9 protein-coding genes are annotated in these 17,943 nt (G+C 74.1%); 1 reads left to right on the forward strand and 8 read right to left on the reverse strand.

Going from position 1 to position 17,943, the window contains the following annotated elements:
* Positions 1-113: 113 nt before the first annotated feature.
* The 4 genes from ACFVGO_RS31475 to ACFVGO_RS31490 form a co-directional block, all read right to left on the reverse strand.
* Positions 114-9,875, reverse strand: coding sequence for an amino acid adenylation domain-containing protein (locus tag ACFVGO_RS31475; protein WP_380635416.1), 9,762 nt, complete (start codon positions 9,873-9,875; stop codon positions 114-116).
* Between the two features lie 524 nt (positions 9,876-10,399).
* The gene (locus ACFVGO_RS31480; protein WP_359909576.1) at positions 10,400-10,612 is read right to left on the reverse strand and encodes an MbtH family protein; all 213 of its coding nucleotides are present in this window, start codon (positions 10,610-10,612) and stop codon (positions 10,400-10,402) included.
* A 108-nt stretch (positions 10,613-10,720) separates the two neighbouring features.
* Positions 10,721-10,879, reverse strand: a complete 159-nt coding sequence (locus ACFVGO_RS31485) for a hypothetical protein (RefSeq protein ID WP_359909578.1) — start codon at positions 10,877-10,879, stop codon at positions 10,721-10,723.
* Positions 10,880-11,064: 185 nt separating this feature from the next.
* Positions 11,065-12,360, reverse strand: coding sequence for an IS256 family transposase (locus ACFVGO_RS31490; RefSeq protein WP_359909581.1), 1,296 nt, complete (start codon positions 12,358-12,360; stop codon positions 11,065-11,067).
* Between the two features lie 333 nt (positions 12,361-12,693).
* Here ACFVGO_RS31490 and ACFVGO_RS31495 point away from each other — a divergent pair, with 333 nt between their 5' ends.
* Positions 12,694-13,677 (forward strand): helix-turn-helix transcriptional regulator, encoded by a 984-nt coding sequence (locus ACFVGO_RS31495; RefSeq protein WP_359909584.1) that lies wholly within the window; start codon positions 12,694-12,696, stop codon positions 13,675-13,677.
* A gap of 148 nt (positions 13,678-13,825) precedes the next feature.
* Here ACFVGO_RS31495 and ACFVGO_RS31500 read toward each other — a convergent pair whose 3' ends face one another.
* The 4 genes from ACFVGO_RS31500 to ACFVGO_RS31515 form a co-directional block, all read right to left on the reverse strand.
* The gene (locus ACFVGO_RS31500) at positions 13,826-14,821 is read right to left on the reverse strand and encodes an ABC transporter permease (protein WP_380635419.1); all 996 of its coding nucleotides are present in this window, start codon (positions 14,819-14,821) and stop codon (positions 13,826-13,828) included.
* Positions 14,808-15,605: an ABC transporter ATP-binding protein gene (locus ACFVGO_RS31505; RefSeq protein ID WP_380635426.1), complete on the reverse strand. Its 798-nt coding sequence runs from the start codon at positions 15,603-15,605 to the stop codon at positions 14,808-14,810. Before ACFVGO_RS31505 ends, ACFVGO_RS31500 begins: the two co-directional genes overlap by 14 nt.
* 209 nt (positions 15,606-15,814) lie before the next feature.
* Positions 15,815-16,993, reverse strand: a complete 1,179-nt coding sequence (locus tag ACFVGO_RS31510; protein ID WP_380635421.1) for an aliphatic sulfonate ABC transporter substrate-binding protein — start codon at positions 16,991-16,993, stop codon at positions 15,815-15,817.
* Positions 16,993-17,943: GTP-binding protein (locus tag ACFVGO_RS31515; protein WP_380635423.1), on the reverse strand; the 951-nt coding region annotated here is incomplete at its 5' end. The genes ACFVGO_RS31515 and ACFVGO_RS31510, both read right to left, overlap by 1 nt.

Raw genomic sequence — 17,943 nt, forward strand, 5'->3', positions numbered from 1 at the left:
TACTGACAACGTAGGGTTGTTTTGGTGGGGGGGGCGCTTCTTTTGGGGGGGGAGGAGGGGGTGTGGGGTGGGGGCGGGCTCCGCCGGTGGTGCGCCCCGCGTCCCGCCGCCGGTCAGGCCTGGCTTCCGGGGCGCCGCATCGGCCGCAGGGCCGGGCGGGCCTTCTTCGGTGCCGGCGCCGCTTCGCCGCCGGGCAGGACGGCGGCGAGGGCGGCCACCGTGGGTGCGTCGAACAGGGTGCGGATCGGCAGCTCCGCGCCGAGGGTGGCGCGGATGCGGCTGACCAGCCGGGTGGCGAGCAGCGAGTGGCCGCCGAGGTCGAAGAACCGGTCGTCGATGCTGACCGTCGGCACGCCCAGCACCTCGGCGAACAGCGCGCAGAGCTCCCGCTCGCGCTCGGTGCGCGGGGCGCGGCCCTCGGCCGCCCCGGCGTACTCGGGCGCGGGCAGGGCCCGGCGGTCGACCTTGCCGTTGGCCGTCACCGGCAGGCTGTCCAGGACGACCACGGCGGCCGGGAGCATGTAGCCGGCGAGGCGGTCCGCGACGAAGGCGCGCAGTTCGCCGTCGGTGGCCTTGCCGGTGGCGTACACCACCAGGCGCTTGTCGCCCGGCTGGTCCTCGCGGACCACCGCGAGCGCCTGGCCGACGCCCTCGTGGGCGGTGAACGCGGCCTCCACCTCGCCGAGTTCGATCCGGAAGCCGCGGATCTTGACCTGGTCGTCGGCCCGGCCGAGGAACTCCAGGACGCCTTCCGCGGTCCACCGGGCGAGGTCGCCGGTGCGGTACATGCGGCTGCCCGGCCCGTCGAAGGGACAGGCGACGAAACGCTCGGCGCTGAGTGCCGGGCGGCCGACGTAGCCGCGGGCCAGGCCGGCCCCGGCGATGTACAGCTCGCCCGCCACGCCGGCCGGCACCGGCTGCAGACCGGCGTCCAGCACGTACAGCCGGGTGTTGGCCAGCGGACGCCCGATCGGCACCGTGCTCGGCACCGCGGCGGCGTCGGGCATCGGGTACTGGGTGGCGCACAGGGTGGTCTCGGTCGGTCCGTACAGGGCCCGCACCGCGATGCCCGGGACGGCCTCCAGCACCCGGCGCACGGCCGGGGCGGAGACCACGTCCCCGCCGGTCAGCACCTCGCGCACGCCGGCGAAGATGTCCGGGTCCTCCTCCGCGATGACCCGGAAGAGACCGGCGGTGACGTGCACGTGGGTGAGCGCGTGGACCCGGACCAGCTCCCGGATGGCGGCCGCGTCCAGGTCGCCCTGCGGCGCGACGACCACCTGGCCGCCGGAGAGCAGCGGCACCCAGATCTCGTAGGTCGAGGCGTCGAAGGCGTGCGGCGCGTGGAACAGCACCCGCAGGCCCTCGTCGTGCCGCCAGCACGGGTCGGTGGCGAGCTGCACCACGTCCCGGTGGCTGATCGCGATGCCCTTGGGCTCCCCGGTGGAGCCCGAGGTGAACATCACGTACGCGAGCTGCTCCGGGTGGGGCGCGGCCCGGTGGGCGCGCCGCTCGCGCGGACCGTCGAACCAGCCCGCGGTGAGCGGCAGGACGGGGCAGGGGGCGTCGGCGGCCAGCGGGTGGTCGCGGTGGGCCGGGTCGACCAGGACGAGGGCCGCGGCCGTCTCGGCGGTGATCCCGCGCAGCCGCTCGGCCGGGTGGCGGTCGTCCAGCGGGACGTAGGTGCCGCCCGCCTTGGCCACCGCGAGGATCGCCGTCAGCAGGTCGGCGGAGCGGTCCATCAGCAGGACCACCGGCGTCTCGGCGCCGACCCCGGCGTCGGCCAGGTGGGCCGCCAGGTGCTCGGCCCGGGAGTCCAGCTCGGCGTAGCTGAGGGTGCCGTCCTGCGAGACCACGGCCGGCGCGTCGGGGGTGGCGGCGGCCCGGGCCTCGAACAGCTCCGGCAGGGTCGCGTCCGGGACGGGCGCGGCGGTGTCGTTCCAGCCGGCGAGCAGCTGCTCGCGCTCGGCCGGGTCGAGGATCTCGATGCCGCCGATCGGCGCGTCCGGGGCGGCCACGGCGGCGCGCAGGACGCGCAGCAGCCGCTCGCCGAGGGCGGCCACGGTGGCGTGGTCGAAGAGGTCGACGGCGTACTCGACCGCCACCGTCAGGCCCGCCCGCGGGCCCTGCTCGGTGAAGCGGAAGGACAGGTCGAACTTGGCCACGTCCAGCTCGAAGGGGTGCTCCGCGCAGCCCAGGTCGCCGAAGGCGTCCGGCACCGTGACCCGGCCCTCCAGCGCCACCAGGGTCTGGAAGAGCGGGTGGCGGGCGGGGGTGCGGGTGGGGTTGAGCTGTTCGACCAGCCGCTCGAAGGGGATGTCCTGGTGGTCGTAGGCGTCCAGGTCGGTGCGGCGGACCCGGTCCAGCAGCTCCCGGAAGCTCGGGTCGCCGGAGGTGTCGGTGCGCAGCAGCAGGGTGTTGACGAAGAACCCGACCAGGTCGTCGAGCGCCTCGTCGGTGCGCCCGGCCACCACGGTGCCGATCGGCAGGTCGGTGCCCGCGCCGAGACGGGTGTAGAGGACGGCGACCACGGCCTGCAGCGCCATGAACAGGCTGGCGTGCTGCGCTGCCGCCAACTCGCCGAGCGCGCTGTGCAGTTCGGCGTCGACGGTGACCTCCACCAGGCCGCCGCGGTGCCCCGGCACGGCCGGGCGCGGACGGTCGTAGGGGAGCGCCAGCTCCTCCGGGGCGTCGGCCAGGGCCCGCTGCCAGTAGGAGAGTTGCTCGGTCAGAAGGGCGCTGGGCCGCTCGTCGGTGCCGAGCAGCTCGCGCTGCCAGAGGGTGTAGTCGGCGTACTGCACCGGCAGCGGCTCCCACTGCGGCTCGGTGCCGGCCGTCCGGGCCCGGTACGCCTCGGCGAGGTCGCGGAAGAGCGGGCCGACCGACCAGCCGTCGCTGGCGATGTGGTGCATCAGCACCAGCAGGACGTGCTCGTCGTGCGGCAGCGACAGCAGGGTGGCGCGCACCGGCAGGTCGCGGGCGAGGTCGAAGACCTCCTCGCCGGCCGCGGACAGCGCGGCCCGCAGCTCCGCCTCGTCGGCCACCGTGGCGTGCCGCAGGGCGAGTTCGGCGGCCTCGGTGACGAGCTGGTGGGGCTGGCCGTCGACGGTCGGGAGGACGGTGCGCATGACCTCGTGCCGCCGCACCACGTCCCGGACCGCCCGCTCCAGGGCGGGCAGGTCGACGGCGCCGGTGAGCCGGACCGCGACGGGGGTGTTGTAGAGCGCGCTCGGTCCCTCGAACTGCTCGATGAACCACAGGCGTTGCTGGGCGGAGGAGAGCGGCACGCGCTCGGGGCGCTCGGCCGGCCGCAGGGCCGGACGGGCCGTCGCGGAGTCGGGCAGCGCGGCGGCCAGCAGGGCCACCGTCGGGTTGTCGAAGAGCGTGCGGATCGGCAGTTCGGCGCCGAGGCCGGCGCGGATGCGGCTGACCAGCTTGGTGGCGAGCAGCGAGTGGCCGCCGCGGTCGAAGAAGTTGTCGTCGATGCTGATCCGGGCCAGCCCGAGGACCTCGGCGAACAGCCCGCACAGGGCCTGCTCGGTGGCGTTGCGCGGCTCGCGCCCGCCGTCGGCGCCGTTGTAGTCGGGCGCGGGCAGGGCCTTGCGGTCCACCTTGCCGTTGGGGTTCACCGGCAGCTCGTCGAGGACGACGATCGCGGCGGGCAGCATGTAGCCGGGCAGCCGCTCGGTGACGAAGTCGCGCAGCTCGTCGGCCCGCACCTCGCCGGTGACGTAGGCGACCAGGCGCTTGTCGCCCGGCTGGTCCTGGCGGACCGCCACGCAGACCTGGCCGACGGCCGGGTGGGCGGTGAACGCGGCCTCCACCTCGCCGAGTTCGATCCGGAAGCCGCGCAGCTTGACCTGGTCGTCCGCTCGACCGACGAACTCCAGTTCGCCGGCGGGCGTCCAGCGCACCACGTCGCCGGTGCGGTACATCCGGCTGCCGGGCTCGCCGAACGGGCAGGCCGTGAAGCGCTCGGAGGTCAGGCCGGGGCGCCCGACGTAGCCGCGGGCCATGCCGGTGCCGCCGATGTACAGCTCGCCGGCCACGCCGACCGGCACCGGGCGCAGCCCGGCGTCCAGCACGTACAGCCGGTTGTTGGGCAGCGGCCGGCCGATCGGCACGACGGCGGGCACCTCGGCGGCCGAGGTCATCGGGAAGTGCGTCGCGAAGGTGGTCGTCTCGGTCGGCCCGTAGACGTTGACCAGCCGCAGCCCGGGGCAGGTGTCCAGGACCCGCCGCATGGCGACCGGCGAGGCGATGTCCCCGCCCGTCCACACCTCGTGCAGCCCGGCGAAGGTCTCCGGGGCCTCGGCGGCCAGCACGTTGAACAGGCCGACGCTGATCCAGGCGGAGGTGGTCCGCTCGTGGCCGATCACCGCCGCCAGCTCGGCGATGCCGAGCCGGCCGGCCGGGGCGATCACCAGCTGGCCGCCGGAGAGCAGCGGGGTCCAGATCTCGTAGGTGGAGGCGTCGAAGGCGGAGGGGGCGTGCACCGGCAGCCGCTCGTGGCCGCCGCCGGTGAACTGCCCGCCGAGCGCGAGGTCCACCACCGCGCGGTGGGTGATGGCGATGCCCTTGGGCACGCCGGTCGAGCCGGAGGTGTGCATCACGTACACCAACTGGTCGGCGTACTGCGGCAGTCCGAGGTTCTCGGGGTGCTCCCCGGCGTGCGGGTCGAGCACCGTCAGGCCGGCCAGCGCGGGGTGCTCGCGGTGCGCGGCGTCGGCCAGTACCAGCCCGGCCCCGGCGTCCGCGAGGACGGTCCGCAGCCGGTCCGTCGGCTGGGCGTCGTCCAGCGGCACGTAGAGGCCGCCGGCCTTGAGCACCGCCAGGATCGCCACCACCTGGGCGGCCGAGCGGTCGATCATCAGCGCGACCGGCGTCTCCCGGACGACCCCGGCCTCGACCAGCCGCAGCGCCAGGCCGTTGGCCCGGGCGTTGAGCTGGGCGTAGGTCAGCTCGGCGTCCTCGGCGGTGAGCGCGATCGCGTCCGGGGTCGCGGCGACCCGCGCCTCGAACAGCTCGGGCAGCGAGCCCTCCGGCAGCGGGGTGCTGGTGCCGCTCCATCCGGTGATCAGCTCGGCGCGCTCGGCCGCGGTCAACACCTCGACGGTGCCGACGAGTTCGGCCGGGTCGGCGACGATCCGGTCGAGCAGGGCGAGGAAGCGGTCCAGCAGGGCGCGGGCCTCGTCGGAGGTGAAGGCGTCCGGCTGGTGGTCCAGCCGCAGCTGCAGGCCGTCGCCGGGGGTGAGGGCGAGCGCCAGCGGGTAGTGGGCGCTGTCGACGTCCTCGACCAGGTGGACGCGAGTGGCGCCGCTCGGGTCGGCGTCGTCCAGGGCGGACGGGTCCGGGTAGTTGCCGTACACCGTGACGGTGTCGAACAGGCTGCCCATGCCCGCGAGTTGCTGGATCTCGGTGAGGCTGAGGTGCTGGTGGTCCAGCAGGGCGGACTGCTCGTGCTGGAGGCGCAGCAGCAGCTGGCCCCAGCTCTCGGACTGGTTCAGGCGCACCCGCACCGGCACGGTGTTGATGAGCAGGCCCATCATCCGCTCCACGCCCGGCAGGTCGTGCGGCCGGCCGGAGACGGTGGTGCCGAACAGCACGTCCTCGCGCCCGGTGAGCCGGGCCAGCAGCACGCCCCAGGCCGCCTGGACCAGGGTGTTGAGGGTGACGCCGTAACGGCGGGCGGTGCGGGCGAGGGCCTCGGTGGTCTCCGGGGTGAGCCCGGTGTGCAGGCGCAGCGGCAGCTGCGGGGTGGCGGCGGAGCGGCCGGGGGCGAGCAGGGTGGGCTCGTCGGCGCCGGCCAGGGCCTGCGCCCACGCGGCGCGGGCGGCCTCGCCGTCGCGCAGGGTGATCCAGCGCAGGTACTCGCGGTACGGGGCGGCCGGGGCGAGCGGCTGCTCGAAGTACAGGGCCCACAGCTCCTCGGCGAACAGCGGGGTGGACCAGCCGTCCAGCAGGATGTGGTGGGCGGAGGCGATCAGCTGGTGGCGCCCGGGCGCGAGCCGGATCAGGGTGTAGCGCAGCAGCGGGGGGCGGTCGAGGTCGAAGCGGCGGCCGTACTCGGCGGCGGCGATCCGGGCGGCCTCCGCCGCCGGGTCGGCGTGGGCGCTCAGGTCGACGACGGTGAAGGGCAGCTCGACGCCGTCCGGGACGACCTGCACGGGCGGGCCGTCGTGCCGCTGGTGGAACGCGGCCTTGAGGTTCGGCTGGCGGGTCAGCAGCGCCTCGGCGGCGGTGCGCAGGCGGTCGGCGTCCACCGGGCCGGTGAGGTCGAAGGTCACGACCGAGGTGTAGACGTCCGCGCCGTCGGCGTCGTACGCCGAGTGGAAGGCCATGCCCTGCTGGAGCGGCGAGGTGGGCCAGACGTCGACCAGGCGGGCGGGGGCGTGGTGGGCGGCGAGCTCGTCCACCTCGCTCTGGGTGACGGCGACCAGCGGGAAGTCGGAGGGGGTGTGCCCGCCCGCGTCCGGCCGATCGGCGTGCTCGGCGAGCGCGCCCAGCGCGGCGAACCAGGCCTCGGCGAAGGCGCGCACCCGCTCCTCGGAGAGCAGCCCGGTGGCGTAGGACCACTGGGCGACCAGCAGCGGGCCCTGCGGGGTGTCCACGGTGGTGGCGTCCAGGCCGAGCACCCGGCCGAGCGCGAGGCCGGTCGCGGCGCCTTCGGACATCGCCTCGGTGCCGGCGAGCACGTCCTCGGCGGTGACGCCCTCGGGCGCGAAGCGGCCCAGGTAGTTGAACTCGATCTGCGGGTCGGCGCAGCCGGCCAGGACGGCGGCGGTGTCCGGGTTGAGGTGGCGCAGCAGGCCGAAGCCGATGCCGTTGTCCGGCACGGCGCGCAGCTGCTCCTTCACCCGGCCGAGGGCCCGGCCGAGCCCGGGGCCGGCCGCGGTGACCTCGGACCAGTCCAGCGCCCCGGGGGCGAGTCGGACGGGGTAGACGGAGGTGAACCAGCCGGCGGTGCGGTGCAGGTCGACGCCGTCGACGATCTCCTCGCGGCCGTGGCCCTCCACGGTGACCAGCACGGCGCCGTCGGGTCCGGTGGTCTCCCGGCCGCGCCAGTGGCCGAGGGCCAGCGCCAGGCCGGTCAGCAGCACGTCGTTGACCTGGGCGTGGTAGGCGGCGGTGACCTTGGTGAGCAGCGCCCGGGTGGTCTCGGCGGGCAGCACGAGCCGCAGCAGGCCCTCGGTGGCGTAGGTGTCCGTGGCCGGGTCCAGCGGGCGGTCGCCGAGCAGCGGGTCCGGGGTGGCCAACGCGGCCTGCCAGAGCGGGAGTTCGGCGGCCCGGCGGTCGGTGTTCGCCTCGGCGGTGAGCCGCTGGGCCCAGCGGCGGAAGGAGGTGGGCACCGGCGCGAGCTCGACGGCGCGGCCCTCGCGGAGCGCGGCGAGCGCGCCGAGCAGGTCCTCCTCGACGATGCGCCAGGTGACGCCGTCCACCACCAGGTGGTGGATCACCAGCAGCAGCTGCGAGGGCGCCTGCGGACCGGCGTCGAAGCGCACGGCCTGGACCATCCGCCCGTCCTCGGGGGACAGGCGCTCGCGGGCGGCCCCGGTCTCGGCGCGCAGCGCCTCGGCGGTGGCCGGGCCCTCGACCCGGCGCAGCACGGCGTCGGCGGGGACGGCGCCGGCCTCGGGGACGTGCAGCGTCCAGGGGCGCTCGGCGAGCGGGGAGGTGCGGGCGCGGAACAGGTCGTGGTGGTCGAGCAGGGCCTGGACGGCGGCGGTCAGGTGCTCCTGCGGGGTGCCGGCGGGCAGGGTGAGCACGGTGGACTGGTAGAAGCTCTCGACCGCGCCGTGCTGGGCGGCCAGCCAGTGCACGATGGGCGTCGGCGGCACCTCGCCGAGGCCGGCGCCGGCGGGCTCGACGACGACCGGGCCCTCCAGCGGACGGGCGATCCGCGCCAGCGCCTCGACGGTCGGGGCGAGGAACACCTCGCGCGGGGTGAGCTGGAGGCCCGCGTGCCGGGCCCGGGAGACCAGCTGGATGGCCACGATGGAGTCGCCGCCGAGCTCGAAGAAGGAGTCGGTGACGCCCACCCGGGGCAGCCCCAGCACCTCGCCGAACAGCCGGACCAGGGTGTGCTCCAGCTCCCCGGCGGGGGCGCGGCCCTCCTCCTCGCCGGCGCCGAACACCGGCGCGGGCAGGGCGCGCTTGTCGACCTTGCCGTTGGGCGTGAGCGGCAGCCGGTCGAGCACCACGACGGTGGGCACCATGTGGTCGGGCAGCCGCTCGGCGCAGTACGCGCGCAGCTCGGCCGGGTCGGCGGCGCCGACGGTGTAGCCGACCAGGCGGCGCTCGCCCGGGCGGTCCTCGCGGACCAGCACGACGGCCTGGCGGACCTCGGGGTGGGCGGAGAGGGTCTGCTCGATCTCGCCGAGCTCCACCCGGAAGCCGCGGATCTTCACCTGGTCGTCGGCCCGGCCGAGGAAGTCCAGCTGGCCGTCCGGGCGGTAGCTGCCGAGGTCGCCGGTGCGGTACATCCGCTCGCCGGGCCCGCCGTACGGGTCGGCCACGAAGCGCTCGGCGGTCAGTCCGGGGCGGTTCAGGTAGCCGCGGGCCAGGTGCGGGCCGGCGAGGTACAGCTCGCCCACGGTGCCCGGCTCGACCCGGCGCAGCCGCTCGTCCAGCACGTGGATGCGCACGTCCTGGCAGGGCCGGCCGATCGGGGGCAGCTCGTCGCCGGTCAGCGGCTCGCTCATGCTGACGATGACGGTGGCCTCGGTCGGTCCGTAGCTGTTGAGCATCAGCCGGCCGCGGCCGCAGCGGGCGGCCAGCTCGCGGGAGACCGCCTCGCCGCCGCCGATCAGGGTGCGCAGCGAGGGCATCGGGAGGTCGGGCAGGGTGGAGATCATCGCGGTGGCGATGTCGGCGTGGGTGACGCCGTACTGGTCGATCAGGGCGGCCAGCGGCTCGCCGACCAGCTGGCTCTGCTCCCGCGGCAGCACCAGGGCGGCGCCGGTGGTGAGCGCCACGGACAGGTCGGAGACCGAGACGTCGAAGCTGAGCGAGGACGCCTGGAGCACCCGGCTGCCGGGGCCGACCCCGGTGGCGGCGACCTGGGTGCCGATCATGCTGGGCAGCCCGGTGTGGGTGACGGCCACGCCCTTGGGCACGCCGGTGGAGCCGGAGGTGTAGATGACGTACGCGGTGTTCAGGGCGCTCACCGGCCGGACCCGCTCGGCGGCGGTGAACGGCGTGCCGGGCCGGGCGTCGAGGTCGGCCCGGTGCTCGGCGGAGTCGAGCAGCAGCCGGGGGGCGTCGGTCGCGGGCAGCTGCCCGGCGGCCCCGGCGGTGGTGAGCACCAGGGCGGCGCGGGAGTCGGTCAGCATGTGGCGCAGCCGCTCGGCCGGGTAGGCCGGGTCGGCGGGCAGCCAGGCGGCGCCGGTCTTGGCGACGGCGAGGATCGCGGCGACCGCCTCGGGGGACTTCGGCAGCGCCAGCGCGACGACGTCCTCGGTGCCCAGGCCGCGGGCGGCCAGCACCCGGGCCAGCCGGTTGGCGCGGGCGTCCAGTTCGGCGTAGGTGAGGGTGGTGCCCTCGGCGTACAGGGCGGGGGCGTCCGGGGTGCGGGCGACCTGGGCGTCGACCAGCTCGGTGAGGGTCGGTCGGGCGGGTGCCCCTTCGGCCAGCCGGGCGGCCAGCGCGGTGGGGGTGGGGGCGTCCGCCAGGACGGGCAGCGCCAGGCGGACGCCGAACTCGGCGTGCACCCGGGCCAGCAGCCGCTCGGCGGCGGGCCGGTCGCCGCCCAGGTCGTAGAAGCCCGCCGCGGGGTCGACCGACTCCCGGCCGAGCACCTCCGCGAACAGTCGGCACAGGACCTCGGCCGCTTCCGGCCGCTGCTCGGATCTGTGCGTCTGCTGGACCCCGGACATGTGACTCTCTCCCTTGTGCGGCTGGCCCCCGCGGTGGCGGGAGCGGCGAGCTGGGTTGACCCCGGGGCGGTCGGCCCGGGGGTCGGCGGAGCGATGTTGCGGTCGTCTCGCGGTGCTGGGGTGTGCTTGGTGCGACGGCCGTGCGGCGCGGCGGTGCGGAGGGTGGGAGTGTGCCGGGGCCGTTTCGGTGCACGCGCGTAGACGTCGGACACGGGACCGCGCCGGCGGCGTGAGGGTGCGCCGCGCGGCGGTGGAGTGCTGCGGTGGTGGGGCGGGGCGGTGTCGGCGGGTTCCGGCGGGGCGGTGGGCCGACGGCCGGGGGAGCGGCCGGACGGGCGGCGGCTCGGGCGCGGTACCGCGCCGGGTGAGCGGGTGGTGCGCGCTGTGCTCAGTGCTCAGTGCTCTGTGCTCTGCGCTCGTCGCCGGGGCGGTGCGGCCGGGGGAGCGGCTGCTCGGCGTGGGATCCCCGTGCGGAGGCCGTGTGGTCGTTCAGCCGTCCGACGGTCGGTGCGCGGAGGCCGCGATCAGTTCTCGGACAGGTGCGCGATCAGGCTCTTCGGCCGCAGATCCTGCCAGTTCTGCTCGACGTAGTCGAGGCAGTCCTGCCGTCCGGCGGCACCGAACGCCTGCTGCCAGCCGGCGGGCACCGGGCTGAAGGCCGGCCACAGCGAGTGCTGGCCCTCGTCGTTCACCAGGACGAGGTAGCTGGCCTCGGCATCCTCGAACGGGTTCGCCATCGTCGGTTCCTCTCTGTTCGGAGCTGTCTGGAGCTGTTCGGAACTGTGCGGAACGGTGCGGAGCTGTGCGGGGCGGTGCGGAGCGGGGCGGTCGAACGGAGCCGCGGCTCACGCACCCCAGCCGGAGTCCTCGCTGGGGCCGGCGACGGCGGCGATGGAGACGGCGGGCAGGTGCGGCTGGGCGTGGAGCTGGAGGCCCACCACGGCGGCCAGCAGAACGGCGAGTGTCCCGAGCATCTTGTGGACGCGGACGGCAAGGCTTGGCATCGCGAATTCCTCTTCCTGAGGAGGGCGGTCTGCCCTCTTCGCTCTGAAACGCATCCTGCCGAAGGCCCAAACGTGCGTGGAAGCTCTGACTGTGATCGTGAACACGCAATGCGGGAACCGGAAGCCCGGGCAGATCGTGTCAAAAACAGACAGACATGATCCAAATCACACCCGGCACTGTCAGATCAGTGGTGGGAACTCCGATGGCGCGGGGGACATCGCAGCGCGGAGGCGGGCACCCCGGCGCGCCTCAGTGAGCCCCGGCGCAGTTCCTCCCGGACGGCCGGCCAGTCCTCGACCCACGGCCGGCCCGTCCCGGCCGGCGACTCCAGAGCGAGCGTCGCCAGGTACGCGCGCTTGAGCGCGGCCCGTTCGTCCTGCACCCGGCCCGCGGACTGCTCGATCCGGCGCAGCCGCGCGTGCAACCGCTCCAGCGCGCCCCCGCCCGTCAGCAGCCGCCGCGCCTCGGGCCCGAAACGGAAGCCGGGCGCCAGCAGCGGCCAGGCCGCCCGCCACGCCCGGAACACCTCGCGGTGGCTCGGCCCCCACTCCCGCTCGGCCAGGGACAGCCGCTCCAGCGCGGCCGCCTCGGTCGGCGCCGTACAGGTCTCGCGCAGCGCCCGGGAGAGCGCACTCCAGTCCTCGCCGGGCGCGTGCCGCAGCGCCCCGTGCAGCAGATGGGCCACCGAACCGTGCACCACGGTACGGGGCCACTGCTCGGCCGCCGCCTCGGCCAGCACCGCGCCGGTGCCGCCGACCAGCACCCAGACCTCCCGCACCCCGCGCCCGGCCAGCCCGGCCAGCACCTGGGGCCACTGCTCCCCGTCCGCGGCCGGCCACAGGCCCAGCACCTCGCGCCGGCCCTCGACCGAGATCCCGAGTGCCAGGTGCACCAGCGGACCGCCCGAGCGGCCGCTGCGCACCGAGTCCACGAAGACCACCGGGTAGACCGGGTCGAGCCGCCGCCCGCGCCGCTCGGCGAGCTCGTCGAGCACCTGGTCGGTGATGGCCGAGACGGTCTCCCGGCTGAGCTCCACGCCGTACACCTCGGCCAGGTGCGCCACCAGTTCGCCCGAACTGAGGCCGCGCGCGGTCAGCGAGATCACCAGCCGGTCGAGCCCGGGCAGCCGCCGGGCCCGGGGGAGGACGGACTTCGGGGCGAAACTGCCCTCGCGGTCCCGGGGCACCCGCACCTCGACCGGACCGATCTCGGTGAGCAGCCGTCTGGCCCGGGCGCCGTTGCGGCCGTTGGTGCCCGTGCCGGTGCCGGAACCGCGCAGATGCTCCTGGAGTTCGAGCTCCAGGGCGCCCTCGATCAACTGCTTGGCGAAGGCCTGGAGGATCCCGCCGTCGCCCAGCAACCGGACGGCGCCGGAGCCGACCTGTGCGGCGGCGGCCTCCGCCAACTGTCGCACCAGGCGCTGGTCCACCAGGCCGGCGAGGGCGGCGGGCGGTGTCGCCGGATCGGAGTCAGCTCGCAACTGGGGGTGCCTTCCGTCTGTAGGCCGTTCCATTCACCGACCGCCCCGCTCCGGACGCCCCGACGGGACGTCAGGTGCGATGGGCCGGCAATCCCCCGGTCACCGCTGCCGGGTGCGGTCGTACTCGTGCCCGGCGGCTCCCCCGCTTGCGTGCACGCCCGACTACCGTCAGCCGATGATTTCCGCGCCCTTTGGGCGTACACTCACGGCTGTCGGAGCCCGGGGGGCGGCTTCCGAACGGCAGTCACTTCTCATCTTGCCGGTTCTGATGCCTGGTGGAAGCCGGTTCGGGCATTCGTGAAACCGCAATGCCGAAGCCGGAAGGATGCCCAGATGTGCCCAACCCAGGACAAGAGCATGGAAAGGGGAACACCCCAGCTCTGCGACCGGGGCATCGAGTTCTACCGCACGGCACTGGTCGAGGGGGAGGCCACCGGCGAGGCCCCCGAGTGCCTGCTCGCGATGGGTCTGCTGCGCCCGCTGCCCGGCTCCGGCCAGCGGCTGGCCCCCGTCCCGCCCGACATCGCCGTCACCGGATTGACCCGGCCGCTCGAACTCGCCGTACTGGCCCACCAGGAACGGCTCGCCGAGCTGCACACCTCCTTCCACGCCGCCGAGCACGCCTACAAGGACGTCATGCGGCGGGCCAAGTTGCCGATCCGGCTGCTGGCGGGCGACGAGATCAGCCCCGCGCTGGAGAAGGCCGTCGCCGGCTGCTCCGAGGAACTGCTCACCGCCCAGCCGGGCGGCGGCCGCGCCACCGAGCAACTGGCCGACGCGCTCCCGCGCGACCTCGCCCTGGCCGGCCGCGGCGTGCGCCAGCGCACCCTCTACCAGCACACCGTGCGCTCGCACGGCCCGACGCTGGCCTACATCGAGCAGGTCACCGCCCAGGGCGCCCAAGTGCGCACCCTGAACGAGGTCTTCGACCGGGTGATCATCTGCGACCGCTCCACCGCCTTCATCCCGGCCGGCGCCGACCGCGCCGCCGCGGCGATGCTCATCCAGCTCCCGCCGCTGGTCGAGTACCTGCTCAAGATCTTCGAGCTGATGTGGGAGCGCGCCGAACCCGTCACCTACCAGCAGGGCCACCACCGCCCCCGGCTGCTGACCGCCCGCACCCGGCAGAACGTCCTGCGCCTGATGGTCAACGGCTACACCGACGAGGCCATCGCCTCCCGCCTCGGCATGAGCACCCGGACGGTCTCCAGCCACATCCAGAAGGCCAGCGAACTCCTCGGCAGCCGCAGCCGTGGCCACCTCGGCTACATCATCGCCCGCCAGGGCGTCCTCGACGAGCCGCTCGACGAACTCTGAGGCCGCCGAGGAGAACTGACGAGAAGACGAAAGAGCGGGCCCGGCGGAATCTCCGCCGGGCCCGCTCGGCGATTGCCGGGGGAGGACCCTTGGTCGGGTGGCCGCAGGACGGTGGCCCGTCCGCCCGGTCGGGGACCCCGGTGCTGCCTCACTTGCTCGTGGTGAGGAGGCCGCGGTTGCGCAGGACGCGGCGTTCGACGGGGGTGAAGACGAGGAGTTCGATGGCGATGCCGACGAAGAGGATGAGGATGATGCCGAGGAGGACGCCGGACATGTCGGAGAACTCGCGCTGGTCCTCCAGGTAGCGGCCGAGGCCGCGGCCGAGGTCGGGGGAGGAGGCGACGAGTTCGGCGGCCATCAGGGAGCGCCAGGAGAAGGCCCAGCCCTGTTTGAGGCCGGCGAGGTAGCCGGGCAGGGCGGCGGGGACCAGGACGTGGCGGGCGCCGTTGAGGCCGGTGGCGCCGAGGGTGCGTCCGGCGCGCAGGAACAGCGGGGGTACCTGGTCGATGCCGGCGACGAGGCCGTTGGCGATGGAGGGGACGGCGCCGAGCAGGATGACGGCGTACATCATGGAGTCGTTGATGCCGAGCCAGATGACGGCGGCGGGTACCCAGGCGACGGAGGGCAGGGACTGCAGGCCCTGCAGGACCGGGCCGATGGCGGTGCGCACGGGTCTGACACGGGCGACGACCAGGCCGATGGGGGTGCCGATGAGCACGGCGAGGAGGAATCCCGACAGGCCGCGCCACACGCTGGTCCAGATGATGGAGAACAGCGTGCCCTGGTACCAGAGGTCCTGGCCGGAACGCCACACGTCCGCCGGGCTGGGCAGCTTGTAGGCGGACGTCAGCTCCAGGCTGTACGCCCCCTGCCACAGCGCCAGCACCACGAGCACACCGACCAACGGCGGCAACGCCTTGCTCCGCAACACCTCACCGAACGAGCCGCGCTGCGCGGTGACGGTGTCCAGGGCGTCCAGGCCCGCGCCGACGGAGGTGGAGTCCTCGGTGCCGGGGGTTCGCTCCGTCCCGTCGGTCCGGTCCGTCGTGCCGGGAGTGCCGGGAGTGCCGGTCGTGCCGGCCCGGTCGGACCTGGGGGACTTGTGGACCCGGTCGAGGACAGGGGTGGTGTCAGTGCTGGCCATGGCGACGGATCTCCCCACGCAGTTCTTCGGTGATCTCGATGGACAGGTCGGCGACGCCGGCGGATTCGATGCGGCGTGGCTGGGGCAGGTCGATCCGCCATTCGCGGGCGACCCGGCCGGGGCGGGAGGAGAGGAGGACGACGCGTTGGGCGAGGCGTACGGCCTCGCGGACGTTGTGGGTGACGAAGAGGACGGTCAGCTGTCGTTCGGCCCAGATGCGGGTGATCTCGTCGTGGAGGACGTCGCGGGTGATGGCGTCGAGGGCGGCGAAGGGTTCGTCCATGAGGAGGACCTGGCTGCCCTGGGCGAGGGCGCGGGCCATCGCGACGCGCTGGCGCATGCCGCCGGAGAGTTCGTGGACGCGTTTGCCGTGGGCGCCGTCGAGGCGGACGAGTTCGAGGAGGCGTTCGGCTTCGGTGCGGCGTTCGGGGCGGGGGACGCCGGCGAGCTTGAGGGCGAGTTCGATGTTCTTGCCGGCGGTGAGCCAGGGGAAGAGGGCGTGCTCCTGGAACATCAGCGCGGGGCGGCCGCCGGGTACCTGGATGTCGCCGGCGGTGGGCTTGTCGAGGTCGGCGACGAGGTTGAGCAGGGTGGACTTGCCGCAGCCCGAGGCGCCGAGCAGGGTGACGAACTCGCCGGGCGCGACGTCGAGGGTGATGTCGTCCAGGACGTGGGTCCGGGCGCCGGGGCGGCCGAAGGACTTGTGCACGTGCGAGATGCGGACGGCGGGTCGACCGGAGGCGACGGCGACGGCGTCCGGTTCGGCGGTCAGTGTCGGGGTCATCCGGGCACCTCCTGCGTTGGTGGTCATGGGCCCCTCCTGCCGGGGGCGGGCAAGGAGGGAGAGGTCTGCGGGGCCGTGGTCCGGTCCCCGCCCGTTCCGGTGGGCATCGACCGGGGTCGACCGGGCGGGGCGGGGCCGGACCGCGGGGTCTTGGCTGAACGTCCCCGGCGCGGAGGGAACTTGGGGTTCGTCGGCCGGTGCTGAGGGCGCTACTTGGAGCCGAGTCCGGCGTCCGCGACGGCCGGCCGGCCCTGGGCGGCGAGGACCTTGTTCAGCAGGGTGAGGTCGTAGATGCCGTTCAGGTTGCCCGCCGTGCCAGCGGCCTGATTACCGCGAGTCTTGAGGAGTCCGGCGGTGACGGCGTGGTCGGCCTCGGCCTGGAGGGTGGTGGCCAGCGGGTCGTCGAGGAAGTCGATGTCGGCCCAGGCCGGGTCGAGGATCGCTGGCTCCAACGCGTTGCCGGCCTCCTTCTTGATGGCCTCGTTGGCGTCGGCCTTGGCCTTGTCCGGGTTGGCCTTGATGAAGGCGTTGGTGTTCACCGAGCCGCGCAGCACGGCTTCCACCACGTCCGGGTGTTCCTTGAGGAACTTCTGCGAGACGATGATGTTGGTGATCACGAACTTCTTGTCCGGCCAGACGTCCTTCTCGTTGAGGAGGACCTTCGCGCCGAGGGTGACGAGCTTGGAGGCGGTGGGCTCGGGGACCCAGGCGCCGTCTATGGAGCCCTGCTTGTAGGCGTCGGGGGTGACCTTGTTGTCGGTGCGCACGACGGAGACGTCGCCCGCGCCGGAGGCCGCGTCGACCTTGAAGCCCTTGCCGGCCAGGTAGTTGAGCAGTGCCACGTCCTGGGTGTTGCCCAGCTGCGGGGTGGCGATCTTCTTGCCCTTGAGGTCGTCCAGCGAGGAGACCTTGTCGGGGTTGACGACCAGCTTGACGCCGCCGGAGGCGGAGCCGCCGATGATCTTCAGGGACTGGCCGTCGGACTTGGTGTAGCCGTTGATCGCGGGGGAGGGGCCGATCCAGCCGATGTCGATGGAGCCGGCGTTGAGCGCCTCGATCTCGGCGGGTCCGGCGTTGAAGACCTGGGTTTTGATCTGGGTGGCGCCCAGCTCCTTCTGGAACAGCCCCTCCTGGAGGCCGACCAGCGGGGTGCCGTGGGTGAGGTTGGAGAAGTAGCCGATCTTCACCGTGTCCGCGGACAGCTTCGCGCCGGAATCCCCGGTGGAGGCCGAGGCGTCGGCCTTGGTGTCGGAGGACTTGTCGGCCTTCGAGCCGTAACCGCAGCCGGAGACGAGGGCGGCGCAGAGGAGGACGACAAGGGAGGGGAGAAGGACATGCTGCTTCGAACCCCGGGGCCGGTTCACGCCCGAGAAGGCCTCGCTGGGCATCAGACCCAGTCCTCCTCTGTGGTGTCCGTGGCGCGTACCGTGTCGAACGCCTCGCCCGCCATGCCGGCGGTGAGGGTGGTGCCGTCGGCCGGGTCGATGAGCAGGAAGGATCCGGTGCGGCGGTTGTCGGTGTAGGCGTCGAGGGCCAGCGGTTCGGCGGTGCGCAGGACCACGTGGCCGATGTCGTTGACCTCCAGCCCGTCGGGGGCGGGGCGTTGTTCGAGGCCCCCTTCGCTGATCGGCGCAGTGATGTCGATGCGGTAGGTGATCTCCTTGACCAGGGCCCGGACGGTGCGGGTGGTGTGCTTGAGGAGGACCTTGTCGCCGGCGCGCAGGGGCCGTTCGTTGAGGTGGCTGACGGTCGCCTCGATGTCCTTGGTGGGTGCGGGGGGCGGACCGGCGGCGATGAGGTCGCCGCGGGAGATGTCGAGGTCGTCGGCGAGGCGCACGGTGACGGACTGCGGTGCCCAGGCGATGTCCGTCGGGCGGCCGAGGGCGTCGATGCCGGTGACGGTGGTGGTGTGGCCCGACGGGAGCACCGTGACGGTGTCGCCGACGCGCAGGACGCCGGAGGCGAGTTGGCCGGCGTAGCCGCGGTAGTCGGGGTGTTCCTCGGTCTGGGGGCGGATGACGTACTGGACGGGGAAGCGGGCGGGTTCGGCGCTCGGGTCGCTGCCGACGGGGACCGTTTCCAGGTGTTCCAGCAGGGTCGGGCCGCCGTACCAGTCCATGTGCGAGGACGGTTCGACGACGTTGTCGCCGGCGAGGGCGGAGATCGGGACGGCGAGGACGTCGGTGACGCCGAGGGAGGCGGCGTAGGCGGTGAACTCGGCGGCGATCCGTGCGAAGACGGGCTCGGCGTAGTCGACGAGGTCCATCTTGTTGACGGCCAGGACGACGTGGGGGACGCGCAGGAGGGCGGCGACGGCGGCGTGGCGGCGGGTCTGTTC

It is taken from the genome of Kitasatospora sp. NPDC057738, assembly GCF_042798815.1.
Classification (GTDB): domain Bacteria; phylum Actinomycetota; class Actinomycetes; order Streptomycetales; family Streptomycetaceae; genus Kitasatospora; species Kitasatospora lactacystinica.

Excerpts from the sequence above, each read along its gene's own strand:
- ACFVGO_RS31475 (WP_380635416.1), bottom strand. The coding sequence starts at position 9,875 with ATGTCCGGGGTCCAGCAGACGCACAGATCCGAGCAGCGGCCGGAAGCG.
- ACFVGO_RS31480 (WP_359909576.1), bottom strand. The coding sequence starts at position 10,612 with ATGGCGAACCCGTTCGAGGATGCCGAGGCCAGCTACCTCGTCCTGGTG.
- ACFVGO_RS31485 (WP_359909578.1), bottom strand. The coding sequence starts at position 10,879 with ATGCCAAGCCTTGCCGTCCGCGTCCACAAGATGCTCGGGACACTCGCC.
- ACFVGO_RS31495 (WP_359909584.1), top strand. The coding sequence starts at position 12,694 with ATGTGCCCAACCCAGGACAAGAGCATGGAAAGGGGAACACCCCAGCTC.
- ACFVGO_RS31500 (WP_380635419.1), bottom strand. The coding sequence starts at position 14,821 with ATGGCCAGCACTGACACCACCCCTGTCCTCGACCGGGTCCACAAGTCC.
- ACFVGO_RS31505 (WP_380635426.1), bottom strand. The coding sequence starts at position 15,605 with ATGACCCCGACACTGACCGCCGAACCGGACGCCGTCGCCGTCGCCTCC.
- ACFVGO_RS31510 (WP_380635421.1), bottom strand. The coding sequence starts at position 16,993 with ATGCCCAGCGAGGCCTTCTCGGGCGTGAACCGGCCCCGGGGTTCGAAG.